Source organism: Psychromonas ossibalaenae ATCC BAA-1528 (genome assembly GCF_000381745.1).
GTDB classification, from domain to species: domain Bacteria; phylum Pseudomonadota; class Gammaproteobacteria; order Enterobacterales; family Psychromonadaceae; genus Psychromonas; species Psychromonas ossibalaenae.
The window spans coordinates 40,482-60,530 of sequence record NZ_KB906977.1 but is presented as its reverse complement, the minus strand read 5'-3'; the positions used below and the strand labels follow the sequence as shown (position 1 = coordinate 60,530).

The 20,049-nt window shown below is 41.6% G+C and carries 16 protein-coding genes; 5 read left to right on the top strand and 11 right to left on the bottom strand.

All coding sequences use genetic code 11. The annotated features are described in order from the left end of the window. Nucleotides 1-313: 313 nt before the first annotated feature. Nucleotides 314-1,129, top strand: a complete 816-nt coding sequence (locus G327_RS25980) for a substrate-binding periplasmic protein (protein ID WP_019614139.1) — start codon at nt 314-316, stop codon at nt 1,127-1,129. Nucleotides 1,130-1,174: 45 nt separating this feature from the next. Here the strand turns inward: G327_RS25980 and G327_RS0107465 are convergent, their stop codons facing one another. Further along, nucleotides 1,175-2,965, bottom strand: coding sequence for an aminopeptidase P family protein (locus tag G327_RS0107465; protein ID WP_019614138.1), 1,791 nt, complete (start codon nt 2,963-2,965; stop codon nt 1,175-1,177). A 412-nt stretch (nt 2,966-3,377) separates the two neighbouring features. Here G327_RS0107465 and G327_RS25975 point away from each other — a divergent pair, with 412 nt between their 5' ends. Continuing rightward, nucleotides 3,378-4,373 (top strand): GGDEF domain-containing protein, encoded by a 996-nt coding sequence (locus tag G327_RS25975; protein ID WP_019614137.1) that lies wholly within the window; start codon nt 3,378-3,380, stop codon nt 4,371-4,373. An 813-nt stretch (nt 4,374-5,186) separates the two neighbouring features. On the opposite strand, the gene G327_RS0107450 is transcribed toward G327_RS25975, so the two are convergent. The 6 genes from G327_RS0107450 to G327_RS0107425 all read right to left on the bottom strand — a co-directional run bounded on the left by G327_RS0107450 (nt 5,187) and on the right by G327_RS0107425 (nt 11,545). Further along, the gene (locus G327_RS0107450) at nt 5,187-5,516 is read right to left on the bottom strand and encodes a YbaB/EbfC family nucleoid-associated protein (protein WP_019614135.1); all 330 of its coding nucleotides are present in this window, start codon (nt 5,514-5,516) and stop codon (nt 5,187-5,189) included. A 47-nt stretch (nt 5,517-5,563) separates the two neighbouring features. After that, nucleotides 5,564-7,984 carry a DNA polymerase III subunit gamma/tau gene (dnaX, locus tag G327_RS0107445; RefSeq protein ID WP_019614134.1) on the bottom strand — a complete coding sequence of 807 codons (2,421 nt, stop codon included), beginning with the start codon at nt 7,982-7,984 and terminating at the stop codon, nt 5,564-5,566. 5 nt (nt 7,985-7,989) lie between these two features. Further along, nucleotides 7,990-8,535 (bottom strand): adenine phosphoribosyltransferase, encoded by a 546-nt coding sequence (apt, locus tag G327_RS0107440; RefSeq protein ID WP_019614133.1) that lies wholly within the window; start codon nt 8,533-8,535, stop codon nt 7,990-7,992. Nucleotides 8,536-8,736: 201 nt separating this feature from the next. After that, nucleotides 8,737-8,901 (bottom strand): hypothetical protein, encoded by a 165-nt coding sequence (locus G327_RS26800; RefSeq protein WP_019614132.1) that lies wholly within the window; start codon nt 8,899-8,901, stop codon nt 8,737-8,739. A 316-nt stretch (nt 8,902-9,217) separates the two neighbouring features. Continuing rightward, complete coding sequence (locus G327_RS0107430) at nt 9,218-10,141, bottom strand: tRNA-dihydrouridine synthase (RefSeq protein WP_026339246.1); 924 nt, start codon at nt 10,139-10,141, stop codon at nt 9,218-9,220. 366 nt (nt 10,142-10,507) lie between these two features. Beyond that, nucleotides 10,508-11,545 (bottom strand): methyl-accepting chemotaxis protein, encoded by a 1,038-nt coding sequence (locus tag G327_RS0107425; protein ID WP_019614130.1) that lies wholly within the window; start codon nt 11,543-11,545, stop codon nt 10,508-10,510. 236 nt (nt 11,546-11,781) lie between these two features. On the opposite strand from G327_RS0107425, the gene G327_RS0107420 reads away from it, so the two are divergent. After that, nucleotides 11,782-12,780, top strand: a complete 999-nt coding sequence (locus tag G327_RS0107420; RefSeq protein ID WP_019614129.1) for a response regulator — start codon at nt 11,782-11,784, stop codon at nt 12,778-12,780. Next, the gene (locus G327_RS0107415) at nt 12,780-13,736 is read left to right on the top strand and encodes a sensor domain-containing diguanylate cyclase (RefSeq protein ID WP_019614128.1); all 957 of its coding nucleotides are present in this window, start codon (nt 12,780-12,782) and stop codon (nt 13,734-13,736) included. Before G327_RS0107420 ends, G327_RS0107415 begins: the two co-directional genes overlap by 1 nt. 296 nt (nt 13,737-14,032) lie before the next feature. On the opposite strand, the gene G327_RS0107410 is transcribed toward G327_RS0107415, so the two are convergent. Further along, the gene (locus tag G327_RS0107410; RefSeq protein WP_019614127.1) at nt 14,033-14,995 is read right to left on the bottom strand and encodes a PstS family phosphate ABC transporter substrate-binding protein; all 963 of its coding nucleotides are present in this window, start codon (nt 14,993-14,995) and stop codon (nt 14,033-14,035) included. Between the two features lie 401 nt (nt 14,996-15,396). Between G327_RS0107410 and G327_RS0107405 the strand changes: the two genes are divergently transcribed. Continuing rightward, nucleotides 15,397-15,936, top strand: a complete 540-nt coding sequence (locus G327_RS0107405) for a DUF4136 domain-containing protein (RefSeq protein WP_019614126.1) — start codon at nt 15,397-15,399, stop codon at nt 15,934-15,936. 64 nt (nt 15,937-16,000) lie between these two features. On the opposite strand, the gene G327_RS0107400 is transcribed toward G327_RS0107405, so the two are convergent. From G327_RS0107400 to G327_RS0107390, 3 genes are read right to left on the bottom strand one after another with little or no spacing between them, the layout of a single operon-like run. Beyond that, on the bottom strand, nt 16,001-17,866 hold the full coding sequence (locus G327_RS0107400; protein WP_019614125.1) for a DUF3466 family protein: 1,866 nt from the start codon (nt 17,864-17,866) through the stop codon (nt 16,001-16,003). Continuing rightward, on the bottom strand, nt 17,867-19,783 hold the full coding sequence (uup, locus tag G327_RS0107395; RefSeq protein WP_019614124.1) for an ATP-binding cassette ATPase Uup: 1,917 nt from the start codon (nt 19,781-19,783) through the stop codon (nt 17,867-17,869). It lies immediately after the preceding gene. Between the two features lie 14 nt (nt 19,784-19,797). Further along, nucleotides 19,798-20,037 (bottom strand): glutaredoxin family protein, encoded by a 240-nt coding sequence (locus tag G327_RS0107390; RefSeq protein WP_019614123.1) that lies wholly within the window; start codon nt 20,035-20,037, stop codon nt 19,798-19,800. Between the last annotated feature and the right edge of the window lie 12 nt (nt 20,038-20,049).

Genomic DNA, 20,049 nt, shown 5'->3' with positions numbered 1-20,049 from the left:
CTGACATTAAGCTGTTAACAAAACAGGCATACTACATTAAATCGCAGACTTTTAACTATTTTTTTAACCGCGATTTTGTTGTGAGAAAATGCAGCTTTATCACTCAATATCAGTACTCGCACTTTAAACTTCACTTTTGCATCATTCTGCAAAAGTAAGTGATCAATTTTGACTCTGGAGTGAAACTGCATAAATCAGAGCCAGTTAAGCGTTTATCTACAACAAATGCTAAGCTGAATGTATGTGAGATACTAAGGATTTGACCATGTTATTTGGATTTAGCCTGTCTACAGCCGATTCAGGACAATAATCAATGAAAATATTATACAGCTGTTTAATATTATTAAGTTTATTTTCAATAGTAAGCTTATCTCAGAGCGCGCCTTTAAACGGCCAAACAGTCATATTCTGTGTAGAAGAAGGGGAATGGCCGCCCTTTAATTTTGCTAAACGAATAAACGGACAAAAAACATCAGAGACGATGGGATACGATGTCGACGTGATTAATATGATATTTTCTGATCACGGGATTAAAGCTGAATTTGTAATATTACCCTGGAAACGCTGCCTAATGCGCACCCGGAAAGGGGTTTACCAAGCGGTGCCCAGTGCATCAAAGAATCCGCAAAGAGAAAAAGACTATCTTCTTTCTGAAGCCTATTACACTATGACCCCGAGTTATTTCTACCTAAAGGAAAAACACCCCCTAGGTTTAACCATAAAAAATGCTTCTGAGCTGAAAAAACTGGGCAAAATCTGCGGACGTCATGGATATAACTACGTGAATTTCGGACTTGAAAACGATGATGTGTGCAAGGGGTCCAGAACGTATCAAAGTCTTGTTAATATGACTTTAATAGGACGCTGTGATATTTTTCTTGCCCGCTACGAAGCGTTTACGGGTTTGTCTTATATTGGACAAGACTTTATCTCTGACAGACGTTTCGGTCATGCCCCTATACCGAATGTAGAGCCGGAAAAATTTTATATCATGATTTCCAGAAATTTTAAATATGCTCATGAGCTCAAAACCATTCTTGATTCCGGTATATTTAAATTAAAAGAGTCGGGTAAGCTGCAGAGCACATTTGAAAAATACGTTCCCTCCCGCAACGGTTCAAGTAAATAAAACAATTGAGGGAGTAAAAGGTCTGCAGCAGATTAAGCCTGAAAGTTAGATTCTTTGTGTCGCTTGTTCTAACCAAGTAAGATCCGTACCGCTTAACAACGGGGAAATTTTGTCTTTAACTTGTGCATGGTAATCATTGATCCAGTTAACTTCATCTCTGCTCAACAAGGATTGTTCGATAAGATGCAGGTCAAAAGGAACAAGTGTTAATGTTTCAAATTGATAGAATGTTTTACCATCATGTCCCTCGCCTTTATCCACCACGTAGATGAGGTTTTCACAACGGATCCCGTACTCGTCTTGTTTGTAGTAACCGGGCTCATTAGATACCACCATTCCCGGCTCTAATGCTACACCGACTGAGTTTTTGGCAATACGCTGCGGGCCTTCATGTACATTGAGGAAGCAGCCTACACCATGTCCAGTTCCATGATCATAATCATAACCCTGCTGCCATAAAAATTGACGCGCAAGTGAATCCAGCTGACCACCGTTAGTACCCGCAGGGAACTTCATTTGCGCTAATGCTATATGGCCTTTTAAGACTAAGGTGAACATTTTTCTATGTTCATCAGATGCACTGCCTACTGCAACTGTACGGGTAATGTCTGTAGTGCCGTCCAGGTATTGAGCACCAGAATCCACCAGGTATATACTGTCTATCGGCAGTTGTGCCGGTGTGCCGTTCATGTGGTTATAATGACACATGGCAGCATTAGAGCCTGCGGCAGAAATAGTATCGAAACTCAATTCTACAAAGTGCTCGTTACCTGCTCTAAAAGCGCTTAGTTTATCTGACAAAAATGCTTCATCATGCAGATTTCCCTGCGCAACTTCATTTTCTAACCAGGCAAGAAAACGCACTTCTGATGCACCGTCACGAATATGAGCCTGCTGCATACCAGCTAACTCAGTACTGTTTTTACAGGCTTTTGCTGCTGCCGCCGGATCAGTACCGGGGATAAGTACCGCGCCGGCTGCTTCTGCGGTTAACTGGCAGAATGCGTTTGATGTTTCTGGATCAGCAAGTATTTTTAAACCTTGTTCACCCAATGACTGATAAGCGGCGGCGGCCTCTGACTCTGCTGCTAATGTAACCCCTTCACCAACGTGTGCATCAAAACCTGACGGGATTTTAGCCGGATCAGCAAAGAAGGTCATTGAACCGTCTTTCATTAAGACGGCACTGCCTAAAATGACACAAAAACAGTGGATATCTTTACCGCGAATATTTAATAACCAGGCAATAGAATCAAGTGCACTGATAACAGCAGCATCAGCCCCCTGTTCTGCAATTTCAGCCCCAATTTTTCGGCGTTTGTCTAGGCTGCAGAGACCAGTATATTTCTGCTCTAGTAATAACCCCATATTTTGGGTCGGCTGCGGGCGGTCTGTCCAACTGAGATCTACTGGATTCTGCTTTACCGCGACAAGGTTTATTTGTTTTTCAGAAAGCGTTTTAACACTGCTTTTATACCAGTTTAAGTTATGTACTTTGGCATCAAAACCAACATTTGCATCAGTGCCAAGCTGTTCACTCAACCACTTCATATGCGGGGTATCGATAAGATGATAAAACTCAAAGCACTCAGCATTCACCTGCTGCTTAACCTGAATGGTATAACGGCCGTCGGTAAAAATAGCAGCACGATCTTTTAAAATAATAACTGTACCGGCAGATCCGGTAAACTCACTACACCACAGTAGACGTTGATTATGTGTAGGAACATATTCCCCCAGATACTCATCGGCGCGGGGGACAATGAATGCGTCAAGATTTGCGGCCTGCATGTACTGGCGAATAGCGTGAAGTTTTTGCTCTATGCTCTGAATCATAGTTGTGTCCATATTGGTATGCAGAAAAAACAAACAGCAGAGGTTTCTTTTTTCTTATCGAATTAGAATGCTACTGTACCGTAAATTTGGCTATGTTATTAGAGCTGTCTGCAAATTATTCAAGACCTTATCTTCCTCGAATCAAGTTAGAAAATATATATTAAAAAGCAAACTCTTAACTTCGCTACACGGCCCGGCTTGAATAGAGTTTCATGAACCAATAAAAGCAGTTAACCTCGCCAACAATTCACCTTTCAGTGACAACGTGATGAGAAGCGCTATTTTTTTCAGCGGCCTGGTATATTATTTCGAACTTAATGACGTAAGCATGGAAGTTTTTGACGACTATTCGATGATTACTACAGTACTGTATCTACAGACAGATTAAGTCAATGAAAGAAAGGAATATCCAATGCTGTTATCAGATGAATATGAATACCGCCACTTATTATTACGGGTATTACTTATCATCACCATTTTGTTTGTAAGCTTTTTCAGTGTTGTTAATTGGATGGCCGGGTATAAAACTTATGCATTGATTGAAGCAGCCGTTGTTTTCCAGTGGATTGTCATACTAAGTATTGTTAAAACGACCCGATACCTGCAGCAATGCTCTTTTGTCTACCTGCTTAGCGCTTATTGTATTATTCTGCTTGGTATTTCTCATACAAGTTTTCGAACCGGGTTATTTGCATGGATTTTAATTTTTCCAATTTTATCCTACCTGCTGTTAGGACGCAGAGCTGGAATGCAGATAACGACAGTGGGTCTTTTGGGGGGATTAGGCATTATTGGGTGGCGGGTATGGCGGCAGGATCCAGAAGTACACTGGATTGCACTGGCTAACTTTGGCTTCTGCGCAATAGCGATCTGGACAATGGCCCATATTTATGAATCTAAACGTGAAATCGTAGTTGGCCGTTTACAGATCATGGCAGCAAAGGATCCACTAACGGGATTATTAAATGTTCGAACTCTAACCCAAACACTCACTTATGTCTTACAAAACGCGAAACAATGTTCACAACCTGTAACGATTGTTTACATCGATATCAATGACTTCAAAGCAATCAACGACATTCAAGGTCATCAACGCGGCAATGAAATTCTGATTATTGTGGCAAAAGCGATTAAAAGCGTTACCAGATTAGAAGATTACCCCTTTCGCTATGGTGGCGACGAGTTTTGCATCATTTTAACTAATTGTGCAATAGACCAGGCGAAAAGCATTTTTGGACGACGCCTAAGCGATGAACTGCATAATAATGAGAAAGATCTTTCACTGAGCATTGGTTATGCTCAGACAGGAGAATCTGATTACTTATCTCCAGATTTACTACTCCATCAAGCAGATCAAAGTATGTATGCTGAAAAACGGGCTTCCAAACTAAAAAGTAAGATCAACTGAATTTATTCTGTTGCTCTGTGCTCACCAATAATAAATTCTACTCAAGTAGTGAAATCAAAAAAAGGATATCTGTCCACACTTTAATGGTTCAACATGCCATATATTATAGATATGAACTTACTAGCCGAATTAACGGCCCTATGGCTGGTGCACAAAGAATGAAAAATGCTAACACAGATATGACAACTATTCGCTTCCAGGATTTTGCGATTTCTTGAGCTGATCTGACAGCAAACCAATCACCAGAAGCAATTAACATCGCATCTTCTGTATCCTTAGCAGATTTTTTTCTATTTTTCCTGCTCTCATACATTCCCATGAAAGTAATTCCTTGTATCTAAAGTCATTTCCAAAAAATAATAATACATTAGATACCACATATTTTACCAGATGCTTTTGTGACAAATAAACACAATATCAAAAACAAACAATTTCAAAGCGGAGGCAGATAAATTTCTTCAAGAGAAGCTAAATTTAATACGCTCACAAAATAGAGTTCCAGATGCTATCGGATATAATGGAAAATGTTACCTGCAGCATTATCGTTTTATAGGGGGGAGTAGCAGAGTGATGTTTCCACCAACTTGTACCGTCTAAGTTTATGGAGAAGTTAACACCCTAAAAGGACTGAATGAGTGGAAACATTTCCCACAATGAATGATAAGGCTTTACGCTTATTTTAGAATTATTGCACCAATATTTATTAGGTTAAATTGAACTGTAAGAGCAGCTATAAGCCAGAAAAAATAAAGGGGCTTAATCAGGCCCCTTTAAAACTAAAAAAGCAACGTATCGCTTTAAAGTAAAATACCTCTAGAAAGGCATTTTGAAACCAGGCGGTAAGTCCATACCACCTGTTAAACCGCTCATTTTACTTTTGTTAACTTCTTCAACGCGACGCACTGCATCGTTCATTGCAGCGGCAATAAGATCTTCAATCATCTCTTTGTCATCTTCCATTAAGCTTTCGTCAATTTCAACTTTACGTACATTGTGATTGCCTAATAAGGTGATTTTTACAAGACCGGCACCAGACTCACCTACGACTTCTGTATTCGCGATCTCTGCTTGTGCTTTCTGCATATTTTCCTGCATCTCTTGGGCTTTTTTCATTAAGTCGCCCATTCCAGCTTTATTAAACATATTGTCTCTCTTTATCTTAAAAATAACTATTTACGAGTGTGGTCTGATTATAACGGTATGATGCTATTTTCATAGATCTTTGCACCATAATCACGTACGAAAGTTTGTATATTCACATCTTCTTTTATTGAGCGTTTAGCATTATCTAAATACTGCTGAAAAATTGCCAGTTCAGATTCAAATGCGGTCAGTTGTCCAGGCACATCCCCTACTTCAATATACATACTGACCTGTTCCCCAAAATGAGCCTTGAGTTTAGCCTGTAATTGTTCGCACAAATTGCTGTCATTAAGAAGGTGCTGCTGATCGGCTTTTAAGGTTAAAATGATCTGCTGATCAACTTTCTTCATCACACTATTTTTAGCTAACAACTTAACCAGTCCGAACAGCTGCATCTGCTGAATAGCCAAAGACCAGGGGTCTGTTAATTTATCTTCAACATATTTGGCAACATCAATTTCAGGTAGTTCAATCTGCTCATCAGTAAAAAACGGAGTTTCAGAAAAGTCGGCCGCCGAGCTGTTGTCTATCGGCACAGGCGGAATGCTGGACACTGCAGGAACTGGAATCGGCATCTGCTGTTCAGGCATATCAGCAGCAAAGGGCGGCGCTGAGTCTGCAAAATGGCTGGATGCAGCGCTCATCTCATCCTGATAAGTATCAAGCGGCGGCAGCTGATCACTATTCATCCAGCTGTCTTCACTTTGCTTCTCCTGAGAAGCAGGTTTAGCGGCCGGCGCAGGAGTCTGAACTTTCGGCGACACTTCTACTGTGGCTGTTTTTTCTGCGACAACATGTGGGGTACTCTGTTCAAGTGGTTTAGGCGTCTGTTCTACGCTTACCTCCTGCCTAATAGAGGTTTCCGGATTACTTGTTGTCGCCTGTAACTTTTTTACTTCTTCTCGCTTTAACCTGTGACTGCGAAGCATATTTCGAGAATGGGTAATATTTTGTAGCGGCGCACTTTGGAGAGACTCGGCCACAGGGCTTGTCGTTTCCTGCGTATGCGGCTCGGACTGTTCAGATTCGGTGGCTGACGGCGGTACGATACCGGCGGGTAGCTGTTCAAACTGTGGCGGAGCCGTTACAGAAGATACTTCAGGCTGTTCGAGTGGAGTTGTCAGCGTGCTGTGTTCCACCGGCACCGGTTCGGGCATTGGCGGCATTGTTGATGACGTCGTAACCGGGTTAACCTGACTCTGTTCAAGCGGCGCAGCAGCAGGCTCCATCGGCACCGGTTCAGGCATTAGCTGCGATAGCGGAGCTGGATTGACAGGCTCGGCTGTTAACGGCTCAACGACAGCGGGATTCACCGGCACCTGTTGAGGTGCAGCTGTTGAGACGGCAGGAAGTTCAGCCGGTTCAAGCTGATTTTCATCCAATGTAATATAATTTGCCGGCTTAAAAGCAAGCAGACGCATCACTGTCATTTCCAGCGCGATTTTACCGTTAGGTGCAAATTCATAATCTTTATAACCCTGCACCGCTATCTGATAATAAAGCTGTACTTCTTCCGGGCTCAGGCGCTCAGCTAATAACTGTACTGCAGTCTTTTCGCTGATATTAGCGGCATTCTGCAGCTGCTCAAGTGCGATTTCATGACATAAGCCTGCCAGTTCCTGATGAAGGCTGGCAAAGTCTGCGCCCAGATGGACAAACTCTTCGATTTTTTGAAATACTTTCTGCACGTTGCCCGAGGCGATAAAATGCAGCAGATAATACAGATGACTGTGATCTATTGTGCCGAGCATCTTTAATACCGACTGATGTTCAATATTTCCAGAGCCGAATGCTAACGCCTGATCTGTCAGGCTCAAAGCATCACGCATACTGCCGTCAGCGGCTTTGGCAATAACCGCCAGGGCGGCATGTTCAAAAGTTGCTTGCTCATGCTGCAGGATATGCACCAGCTGATTTTCAATTTCCTGCGGTAAAATCGCTTTTAAATGAAATTGTAAACAACGAGATAAAACCGTGATCGGCAGTTTTTGCGGATCCGTTGTTGCCAGCAAAAACTTCACGTATTCAGGCGGTTCTTCTAAGGTTTTTAACAGAGCATTAAAACTATGCTTAGAAAGCATATGTACTTCATCGATTAGATAAACCTTATAACGCCCCTGCGCCGGTTTGTACTGTACGTTATCAAGTAATTCACGCGTATCATCGACTTTTGTACGCGAAGCCGCATCGATTTCCAGTAAATCAACAAAACGCCCCTGGTCAATTGCCTGACAGTTTGCACACTGCCCGCAAGGCGTTGCAGTAACCCCCTGTTCACAATTAAGACTTTTTGCCAGAATTCGAGCAATCGTCGTTTTACCAACACCTCGGGTACCGCTAAACAGGTAGGCATGGTGTAATCTGTTTTGCGCCAAACCATTTGATAAAGCCGTTAATACATGCTGCTGACCGACCACTTCCTGGAAGTTACGAGGCCGCCATTTCCGTGCTAAAACTTGATAACTCACTAAATTTACTCGCCTTCAAATTCTACTAAAGAAAAATGCGGGACATCCAGCGTGTCTAATTTTTTAGCACCCTTTAATCCAGGTAATTCAATCACAAAAGCTGATTCAATGACGATCCCGCCTGAACGCTGGATTAACTTCACTGAAGCTTCAGCTGTTCCGCCGGTTGCTAACAAATCATCAACGAGAACCACTGTATCCCCTTCTTTAATCGCATCATGGTGGATTTGTAAAGTATCCGTTCCATATTCAAGTGCGTAGCTTTCCTGGATCGTATCACGAGGCAGTTTTCCAGGCTTACGCACCGGAACAAACCCTGCACCAATTGCAGCAGCCAGCGGCGCGCCGAAAATAAAACCACGGGCTTCTGTTCCGACGACTTTATCGATGCCCTTACCTTTATAACGCTCAACAAATAGATCAATGGTTGCTGCAAACGCATCACCATTTTCAATTAAACTGGTGACATCTCTGAAAATAATGCCGGGAAGCGGGTAATCGGGGATACTTTTTATGTTGTTTTTTATTAGCTGCAGTGTGCTTGAGGTCATCAGTTATTACTCTTATTGAAATTGTATCCGCTAAGGGTAAATAGTTGCATGATTATGTGCAAGCAGTTGTCTCAACTATTCGCCGTTGAGCAGGTTAAAATCAGAAATTTTCCTCTATTTTCTATGTAAATTGATTTTTACATAAATGACAGAGGAAAATAGGAGGGGGTAAAAGTGTTGTGATTATTCACAATAAGCACTTTAGTGGAAAATGTGTTCAACAACCTGATCGGCGACGCGTAATGAAAAACCTTTTTTCATGACATAATTTTTTGATGCTTTCCGTGCAAGTTCCCGCAAATGCTTGTTCAATACCATATGATCAAAAACGTCATGTAATGTCAGCTCTATCTGCTCTATACTCATGGTTTCCTCTCTGCTCATATTTGTTTAAAAATAGCCGTTGATGCTAATCAGCACTTACAGAGAAGTAATATGCATTCTTATCTGTAAGTCTTTACAACCTTAGCCAAGCATCAATTAAAAGCCAACTTTCTAAAAAAAACATGTTCTTACAAGAGAGGTTTGTGCATCTTATTGATTGTTAGGCACTTTCCTAATTTATCCGTAAATGTCATATTTTCACTTCAACAGCAGAAACAAAAACCGTGAAACATATCACACAAAAATATGGCACTACGAATCAAAACACAACGGCTAAAATACTGCAGGCCAGCTCAACTTAGGTACTTAACACCTTGATAATGTCAGTAGTAGACTTGATAGATCGGACTTGAACAAACAACTCTTCACCTTCGCTGTACTGCATAGCAATGTAGCGCAGCCACTGCTTAATCCGCTGCGGATAATATCTTTCTTTTGACCCCGTTGTTTCAAAATCACTGTATTTAAGCAGCTGCTGTTTAACCTCATGCCACGGCATCTTAATTTCGCCTTTTAACACTTTAGCTAAATTCGGGACAGCCACTGCGCCGCGGCCGATCATCACGTCTTCGCAGCCGCTTATCTCTTTACACTTTATGTAATCAGCCTTGGTCCATATTTCACCATTAGCGATAACAGGAATATCAATGGAGTCTTTAATCAGCTTAATATACTGCCAGTGTGCAGGCGGCTTATAACCCTCTTCTTTGGTTCTGGCGTGAACCGTCAGTTCTTTAGCACCGGCATCACGAATCGCCTGTGCAATCTCTACACACTGACTTTTACAGTCCCAGCCGAGGCGAATTTTAGCGGACAAAACCTGATCATCGGGAATGGCTTCACTGACCTGTTTGACAATCTGGTAGATAAGCTCCGGCTCTTTCAGCAATAAAGCACCGCCAAGGTTTTTATTCACTGTTCGTGCCGGGCAGCCGAAATTCAGATCTAAGCCCTGCGAGCCCATGGACACAGCCCGGTAGGCATTTTCAGCCATCCAGTTAGGATCCTGTCCCAAAAGCTGCACCCTTACCGGTACACCAGCTTCTGTTTTACTGCCGTTATGCAGTTCCGGGCACATGCGGCGGAATACTTTTCGCGGTAATAACTGATCAACAATACGAATAAACTCACTAACGCACATATCATAACCACCGATATCAGTCAGCAGATTACGCATAAAGGCGTCAGCAACACCTTCCATAGGTGCTAGTATGACTCTCACAAACATTTCCTTTAACTTGATTAATACCAATTCCATTAATTAGGTGATCTATTTAGGCGTAGGAAAAATGAATGAAAGCAAGGCATTGACTGTAGTAACTAGTTGTTCTAATTACAAAGTCAATAACAAAGACTAAAACATAGTTTTATGTCTAACTAGGATTCATTTTAACCAGCATAAATGAATAGAAAATTATTGGATTTGCTGTAAAGGCATCAGCACCTTTTGGTGCGCAGTATAACTGCTGCTAGTCAATTCGATAACATAAATTATTCTCACAAGCGGATAAAATGGGCTGGGGATAAACGCATAGGAAATACGGTTATTATCAGTATGAATTTAAAGCCTTTAGTAAACGGCCGATAATTATTTATTTATTTTAGCAAGATCAGCTAAGATGGCACTGCTTAACTCTATATTCCGCTGCGAGCCCGCAACAGCGGCTCTTGTATCTTCAGCTATCTGCTCAAATTTCGGCACCATACCGTCAACCAGGCCTAACTGACTGCCTGCACTGCCGGACATCTGGTTAATATTATCAAGTAATGCGGCAATTGACTGCATAACCACTTCGCTAGCTGCGTTATCCTGTTGACCGAGCAACGCAGTCATCTGCTTAGAAAAACTATTCACCTTAGCAGATAAACAGCTGCTCGCTTCCGATAATGAGGCGACTAACTGATTAATCTCACCTGCATGTTCGCCGGATTTATTGGCCAGATTCTTAACTTCGTCAGCAACAACTGCAAAGCCCCGCCCGGCCTCTCCCGCACGCGCGGCTTCAATTGAGGCATTTAAAGCTAATAAATTTGTCTGTGAAGAGATCGCAGTAATGGTTTTTGCCATCTCTTCAATTTTCATGAATTCCTCAGTAAACGCCTGTGTTTCAGATAATAAGTCTTCAGCCCAGCTTCCCGACTGTCTAAATTCATTCATAAACTGCGCCTGCTGCTGCTCAAGCTGTGAAAAGCTTTTATTCACCATCTCGATTCCCAGTAATGATTCCTGTGACAGATCTACAACCGAGTGGGATTCATCAGCCATTGATTTAACCTCATTCAGAGTCTCATCAACAAATCTGACCCGGGCTTTAGAACGTTGATTTACATCATTAGCATTCTCTGCAATTTCAGTTACTTTGACATTCGCATTTCCAGTGATTTCGAGCAGTTTCTCACAATGTTCCGGCTGCTGATTCTGTACATCTGCAGCTGCTGTCTGGTGTTGATTAACAGCACTTTTTGAACTAAAGAACGAGACTAAATAAGGAACTAAATAAGTTGTTGCAACCTGAAGCCAGTTAACAGATAAATCAGAAAACAACTGCGGGTACTGGTTAATCAGATTTAAAACAGTGCCGACAATTAAGGCAACCACAAATGATTTTTTATGTAATGAAGTCACTATTATTTCCAATTTATTAATAACTAAAGATATTCATTATCACTGCAAATAAAAACTTTGCGGAATTAGAGTTCACATTTTTATCGAATAATAAGTAATAATTATCCTTTACACTAAAAAATAATAGCGCTAAACCCCACAGATGGCCTATCCTTACGCTATTAATATTATTACATTCACTACATGATTTCACGGACGAAACATTACGCGAAACAAAGATATATTCTAGGAACATTATGTCATTACCCGTTTTAATTTGTGACGACTCAAAGCTTGCCCGCAAATCAATTGCACGCTCCCTGCCCAAAGACTGGGATATCACTATCAGCTTTGCCGAAAACGGAGCCTTAGGCATTGACGCTATCCGAGAGGGAAAAGGCGATATAGTCTTTTTAGATCTCAACATGCCGGTAATGGACGGTTATGAGGTACTCGAAGCAATTTGTAAAGAAGACCTTCCGGCAATTGTTATTGTTATATCTGGTGATATTCAGCCCGAAGCGCATAAAAAAGTGCGCGAAATGGGTGCCATTGACTTTATCCAGAAACCAATCAATCAGGAAGTACTTACCACATTACTTGCCTCATACGGCATTTATAAAGCCGGCAGTCATCATTCACTTGCTGAGGCCGAAAGTTCGGAAAATATCGGCCTGCGCGACGCACTGCAGGAGGTTTCAAATATCGCTATGGGCCGAGCAGGTGACTTACTTGCGCGTCTACTTGATGTGTTTGTTTTACTGCCGATTCCTAATGTAAACACGCTGGAAACCAGTGAGCTGCACATGGCATTAACGTCAATTGCCAGCAGCGATAATGTGTCAGCGGTCTGTCAGGGATTTATCAGCTCGGGTATCAGCGGTGAAGCTATTATGATTTTCCATGACTCCAGCTTCAATGACATGGCCAAACTGCTTAAGTACAACGAAACACTCAATGATCATATTGAAATTGAAGTAATGAACGATATTTCAAACATTCTAATCGGCGCATTTTTAAACGGGCTTGCAGAGCAGCTTGATATCAGCTTCAGTCAGGGACAGCCAAGTGTACTCGGACAACACCGCCGGGTTGAAGAACTGATTAAAAACAGACAGGACCACTGGCAGAAAACCTTAGCCATTGAAGTTAATTACAGAATTGATAATTACAATATTAAGTGTGATTTATTACTTTTATTTACTGAAGATTCGATCGACACTCTCACTAACAAAATAGGATACCTGTTGAAATAATGAGTACTAGTATAGAGCTTAAAGATATCCATTGGCTTATTGATATGGTTCAGAATATCGATGTGGGACTGGTGATTATCGACCTTGATATGAATGTTAAGGTCTGGAATGGTTTTATGGAAAATCATTCCGGGTTATTAACCAGCCATGTGGTGGATCGAAAATTAGTAGACCTGTTTGGTGATATTCCCAGTGACTGGCTGCAGCAGAAGATTAACAGTGTTTGTCTGTTAAAAAACAAAGCATTCACAACCTGGGAACAGCGTCCGTATCTGTTTAAATTTAAAAGCTACCGGCCGATTACCAGCAGTGCTGAATTTATGTACCAGAACGTCACCTTCCTGCCGTTAACAGACATCGTCGGCAAAGTAACACAAATCTGCATGATCATTTACGATGTCACAGATGTCGCAATAAACAGACAGGCCTTCGAGGAGGCGAATAGAAAGTTAGAGCATCTCAGCCATACAGACACGCTGACACAGTTAAACAATCAGGGTTACTGGCGTGAATGCTGCCAGCAGGAATATAAACGCCATACTAGAACACAGCAGCCGTCATCATTAATTATGCTGGATATTGATCACTTTAAGCAGGTTAACGATACTTACGGTCACCCGTTCGGTGATGAAGTGATACGCGAAGTTGCTAACTGTTTACGTAAAAACATGCGTGAAACCGATATTGCCGGACGCTACGGCGGTGAAGAGTTCACCCTAATTCTAGTAGACACAGATCTTAAAAGTGCCCAACTGGTTGCCGAGCGTGTTCGTGAATCAATAGAGTCATCTGAGTTCCAATATCAGGGCAAAGAGGTAAAAATCACAGCAAGCATCGGCATTGCACATATCACAGGTAATATTCCAGATTATCAGACATGGATTAAGACTGCTGATTTAGGACTGTATATAGCGAAAGATTCTGGGCGTAACCAGATAGGAATTAGTGAACATTAAAACTGCACCGATAATTCAGCCTATATATAGCGAAAGATTCTGGGCGTAACCAGATAGGAATTAGTGAACATTAAAACTGCACCGATAATTCAGCCTATATATATCGAAAGATTCTGGGCGTAACCAGATAGGAATTAGTGAACATTAAAACTGCACCGATAATTCAGCCTGTACATAGCTAAATATTTAGGCTGTAGCCGACCAAATTTAGTGAGCATTAACTTTCAATCATAGTTGATAAACTAAGTAACAAAAAAACAGCGCTTTTAAGCGCTGTTTTTTTGTTGTTCGATAAATTAATTCAAACCTAATTTAGCTAACTCTTTGGCTGCTATGCTTCCCGGCAATGGAATATAACCATCTTTTTTTACAATTGCCTGCCCCTGTTGTGACAGTATCATTTTTAAAAATTCAGCCTGCAGCGGTGATAAAGGTTTATTCGGGTGCTTATTAACATAAACGTATAAAAAACGAGATAACGGATATTTTCCTGATACTGCATTTTCCAGAGAAGCTTCAACAAAAGGCCCTCCTTTCTTAGACAGTGCAACAGCTTTAACGCCTGCTACCTGGTAACCAATACCTGAATAACCAATTGAATTAAGAGATGATGCAACCGACTGAACCACAGATGCCGATCCCGGCTGTTCATTTACAGAATTCTTAAAATCTCCCTTACATAAGGCTTTTTTCTTAAAGAAACCATAGGTACCAGAAACCGAATTACGTCCGAACAGCTGCATATCTCTGCCTGACCAGCGGCCGGTTAAACCAACGTCAGCCCAGCGCAGTACATTTTTAGGCACACCGCATTTATGAGTTACCGAGAAAATCGCATCAAGCTGTTTAATGGTCAGCCCTTCAATCGGATTGTCTTTATTAACAAATACTGCTAATGCATCAATAGCAACACGGACCGGGGTAGGTTTATAACCGTAGCGTTTTTCAAAAGCTTCAATCTCTTTGGACTTCATTTTGCGGCTCATAGGGCCGAACTGCGAGGTAGCTTCGGTTAATGACGGAGGAGCAGTTGACGAACCAGCAGCCTGAATCTGAATATTAATATTCGGGTAATTACGTTTAAACTCCTCAGCCCAGAATGTCATCATATTTGCTAATGTATCAGAGCCGACAGAGGAAAAATTTCCTGAAACACCTCTCACTTTTTCATAACTTGGCAGAGTCATCTCGGCTGCAGCGCTAGCTGTGAATAGTGAAGCTGCGCTAAATGCGGCTGCAGCTAAGGTCTTAAATTTCATGCCGAACTCCAATCTTTATAATACTTGCTTATACTTAAGGTAATACCAATTCCATTAATTTGATGCTCTATTTAGGCGTAGAAAAAATGGATGAGAGCAAGGCGTTGACTGCAGTAACTAGTTCTTCTAATTACAAAATCAAGAACGAAGCTAGCGGCCGTTTTAACAAGCGTAAATGAATAGGAAATTAGTGAGTTTGCTATAATATGCACTAACAATATGACACTTTAATGACAGCTAGTGTAGAACACTATTACATAGTAAGCGATAACCAGCTGTTGCTATACATTATGATACACAATAAAAAGTATTTTAAACCTGGCTACAAACATTCAGCTGTTTCTCAACTATTCTTGTCATAGCATCTGTTATAACGTCTTTCATTACCATTGGAGTATTTAATGTTACGTATTTTTACCGCTTTTTTATTAGTTTTATCAATATCAGCTTGTACCATAAAACCTGCTACTGACTATGTTATAGGTCATGATTTTTCTCAGTATAAAAACTTTGCATTTGCAGCCCCGCTTGAAGACGAAACTGTCAGTATTGACGGTTCACGCATAGAAAAAGCAGTTGCACTACAACTAAGCCGAAAAGGCATTAAACAGACAGGTCGACAGCAGGCAGATTTGTTAGTGGATTATCGTATCGACAGTGCGACTGAACTGGAATCATACGGCAGCAGCATAGGTATTGGCGTATCTCGAGGTAGAGGCAGAGGAGTAGGCACTATTGGCATGAGTACGCCCAGCCATTATCGCGAGCGCAAATACGGCAAGATAGTCATTGAGTTTTTAAATCCATTAAGCAGCTCTGTCGTATGGCATTCTATTTCTCAAAGCCAGTTAGGTGAGACAATGGGACCGGAAAAACGAGCAGAATTTATTAAGACCCAGGTTGAATTAATGCTGAGTACTTATCCTCCGCAGGAAAAATAATGACATACAAAAAAGGCTTGTTATGAATAACCATAACAAGCCTTTTTATTTTCAGCCCGGTTTCTTATTTACAGAAGCGACGAACCAATAATAACGGCAGTGCAAATAACCATAACCAGAAACCTGCTCCACCTTGACGGTCATAAGTTTCTTCTTCTGCGTTTAACAGATCAGAGTTCCAGCAGTTCGGACTGTCATTTGGAGACATACCAGCAGTAGGTGTCAGTTTAAACGATACCTGCTGTGCATTAACCATATTCTTATAGTCACTGGCATTCGGATACTCAAAACCTTCCGCTAATACTACACCGCTTTCATTAATCACACGCGCACTTCTAATGCGGTAATAAGGCGAAGTAACAACATCAGCCGTTTGACTACAGATGAGATCATTAACTCTCCAGCTTTCTCCACTGGTATTATCATATAAAAAAGCAGTTTGACCACGCGGAGAGCCGTCAACAACAGGTTTATCCTGATCGTAATCATCGGCTTCACCAACCACTAAACCGGCATTATTCATATCAAAACCACGGCTGTTAGCACCATACTTATAGTTACTTTCGCCCGCTAAACGCTGCTTGGTAGTCAGTACCTTTTTGTCTAGGAGAGGGAACTTAATCGCGGCACTTGTATTGTCATAAACAAAAAGTTCAGTGGGTTTATTGCTGCCTTTGGCATTATTATACTCACGGTTACCCATAATTATACTGCTGTCATTAACCGCTGATGCCCAGGTATTATATATACCCGTCTTTTGATCATCATCATCACCGATATCAGCAGTCGCCGCTGTTAAAGTAATCGGCTCGCCATAATTACCATCTGCATCAGGTACCATAATAATTGCGCGCTGACGTCCGGCATAATTGTATCTTTCATCTTCAGTCGTAGATACACCGACTGCAATACCCGAACTGTTGATATCTAACGCGCTGCCTGCGAAAACGACATTTCTATTTTCATTGGTCGTATTGCCATGCAGCCAGGTAGTAGCTAGTTTAAATCCTGTCAATTCCGCTTCAGAACCACCAGCGACTAATGTACTCACATCCCAGGCAAATGCCTGAGTATCAAATCCAGGGCAGTTGTCTAATTCATTATTGTTATAACGATCCTCTTCAGTCTCGCTGGCATAACAACGTCTAAAAATATCAGTGTTACCTTTAGGGTAAGAAACACTGGCTGCACCAACAACTAAGGTCTTAGTCGTGCCGCCTGAATAGGTAACTTCCTTTAATTTATAAGCACTAGTAAAGCCGCCTTTACTGCCCAGATGAGCAAACTCACCGTTACTATCACCAAGAAACTCTGGCAGTAAAGAAGTTACACTGCCGCCGCTTGATGATTTGATAAATGCACGGCGGACAAACTCGCGGTTACCGCTGCTGTCATAGGGTGCAGAAGAGTAACCGGTCAAAAAACGATCCCCAGAAATTTCATCGCTGGTATCAGTTACTTTCACATCGGTAGTATCAGTCCCCGTTGTTTCGGTGTACGGGTTCTGCGCCTGGTCGCTGCCGCTTAACAACGTATTACCCATAAAATAACTGCTGTAACTATTTGTTCTGTTTAATGAAACATCAGACTGAGCATTTCGCCATGCCTGATAGCCGTTTTCATAGCTTAAGTCACCCGCATTTTCTGACCCATAATAATCAAGGTCACAATAAACATCATCGTACTGACATTCACGGTTAAAAGTCAGAGGAAGACCGATATCAATATCACGGGAAAGGTTAGCTTTTAGTGAGTAAGTACCGATAAATTCATTATCAGCTGAAAGTGCAGACGGAAATGCACCAAAGCTGGCACCATCGGCGGGGGCTTCAGTGATTTTCTCTACTGTATAATAAGCGGCCTGATCGGCAGCCCAGCTGTTAGCAGCAAACAATACTGCCATGCCGGCTATTGTAACTTTATAATTCATTTAACTGTTTTCTCCATTTTGTAATTCTTCTAACTCTTCCCAGCGCATAAATGCCTCATCCAGCTGCGCTTCTGTATCAGCAAGCTCCGCTAAGAATTTATCCGCTTCAGTTTTATCTTTAGTAAAGAACTCAGGCGTATTTATGCTTTTCTGAAGATCGGAAACTTTTGTTTCTAACTCTTCTAAAACGCGCGGTAAACCGTCAAGTTCGAGCTGCAGTTTGTATGATAACTTTTTCTTTGCAGCTGCTTTTACTGGTGCTTTGTCTTTTTTAACTTGAGCTTTAGCTTCAGTAATAACAGGCTGACGCGCAGCTTCGCTTTGTGTTTTATGACGAACGGCATCGCTGTAGCCACCGACAAACTGTTCAACATTACCATTACCGTCAAAGAACCAAGTATGGGTAACAGTATTATCAACAAAACTACGGTCATGACTTACCAGCAGCAGAGTTCCCTGATAATTTGACAGAAGCTCTTCTAATAATTCCAACGTTTCGACATCGAGATCATTGGTAGGTTCATCGAGGATTAATAAATTGTTCGGTTTTAAGAAAATTTTGGCAAGTAAAAGACGATTTTTTTCACCGCCAGATAAAGCTTTTACCGGTGTACGCGCACGTACCGGGTGGAATAAGAAGTCCTGCAGATAACCAAGCACATGACGTTTTAAACCATTAACCTCAACTTCCTGTTTACCTTCAGCAAGGTTGTCCATCACAGATTTTTCAGGGTCCAGGGTATCGCGATACTGGTCAAAGTATGCAACTTCTAATTTAGTACCACATTTCACACTGCCGCTGTCAGGCTGCAGCTGATCTAAAAATAGTTTGAGTAAAGTACTCTTACCACAGCCGTTACGTCCCACTAAGGCAATTTTATCACCGCGCATAATAGTGGTAGAGAAGTTGCGCACAATACATAAATCATCGTAACTGTAAGCGACATTTTCAGCTTCAAAAATGATTTTTCCGCTGCGGCTGGCAACATCAATATTAATTTTAGCTTTGCCCTGCACATTCTGACGGGCAGCGCGTTCATTACGCAGAGATTTAAGTGCACGAACACGCCCTTCGTTACGCGTACGACGCGCTTTAATCCCCTGACGGATCCATTTTTCTTCAATCGCTAATTTACGGTCAAATTCTGAATTCTGCTCTTCCTCAACACGTAATGCTTCTTCTTTAGCAATCAGGTAATCATCATAACCGCCCGGCCATGAACTTAAATTACCACGGTCAATATCGATAATTCGCGTTGATAAACGGCGGATAAATTCACGGTCATGACTAATAAAGACAATTGAACCCTGAAAACTTATTAAAAACTGCTCTAACCACTCGATTGTACCGACATCCAGGTGGTTGGTAGGCTCATCAAGCAGGAGCAGATCCGGGTCATTTACTAATGCTTTAGCCAGCGCAACTTTACGTAACCAGCCGCCCGACAATTGATCCAGCATGGTATCCGGATCGATCGCTAAACGATCTAAAATCTGATTGATTTTACTGTCTAACTGCCATGCATCTAGCTGATCTATCTGCTCTTGGAGTTTGGTTAATTTATTTAACTGTTTCTCACTGCAGTCTTCAGCAATAACATGCAGCTGATGGTGATACTCTTTTAATACTTCACCCGCATTTTCCATACCCGACGCAACAAAATCGTAGGCACTCATCGTATTTGCGGTAGGCGGATCCTGCTCTAAACGCGCCACTTTTACATCGGTATTAATCAGAAGACTGCCGTCATCAAGCTGAATACGGCCGTCTAACACTTTTAATAAAGTTGATTTTCCTGCACCGTTGCGCCCTACTAAACAAACACGTTCGTTAGGTTCAATCACCAGGTTGGATTTATCTAATAATGCACTGTCACCAAAGGCGAGTTCTGCGTTATGTAAAGTTAATAATGCCACGTAAATACTCTTTTTTATTGGGTGTGAATATGAATAAAATCGTTCAGCTCCTGCAGGCTGAATGGCCAGTTAATGGTATTCCCGTTATTATCTTCAATAACAGGAATAGAATAACCGTATAAATCCACTAATCTCTGATCGTGGATAATATCGACTTTGGAATATGAACAGTTTGTTTGTTGTAATAATTTGACGGCATCATCACACAAATGACAGCCGTCAGTGAAATATAACAACAGATTTTTATCCGCCATTATTTTATCTCG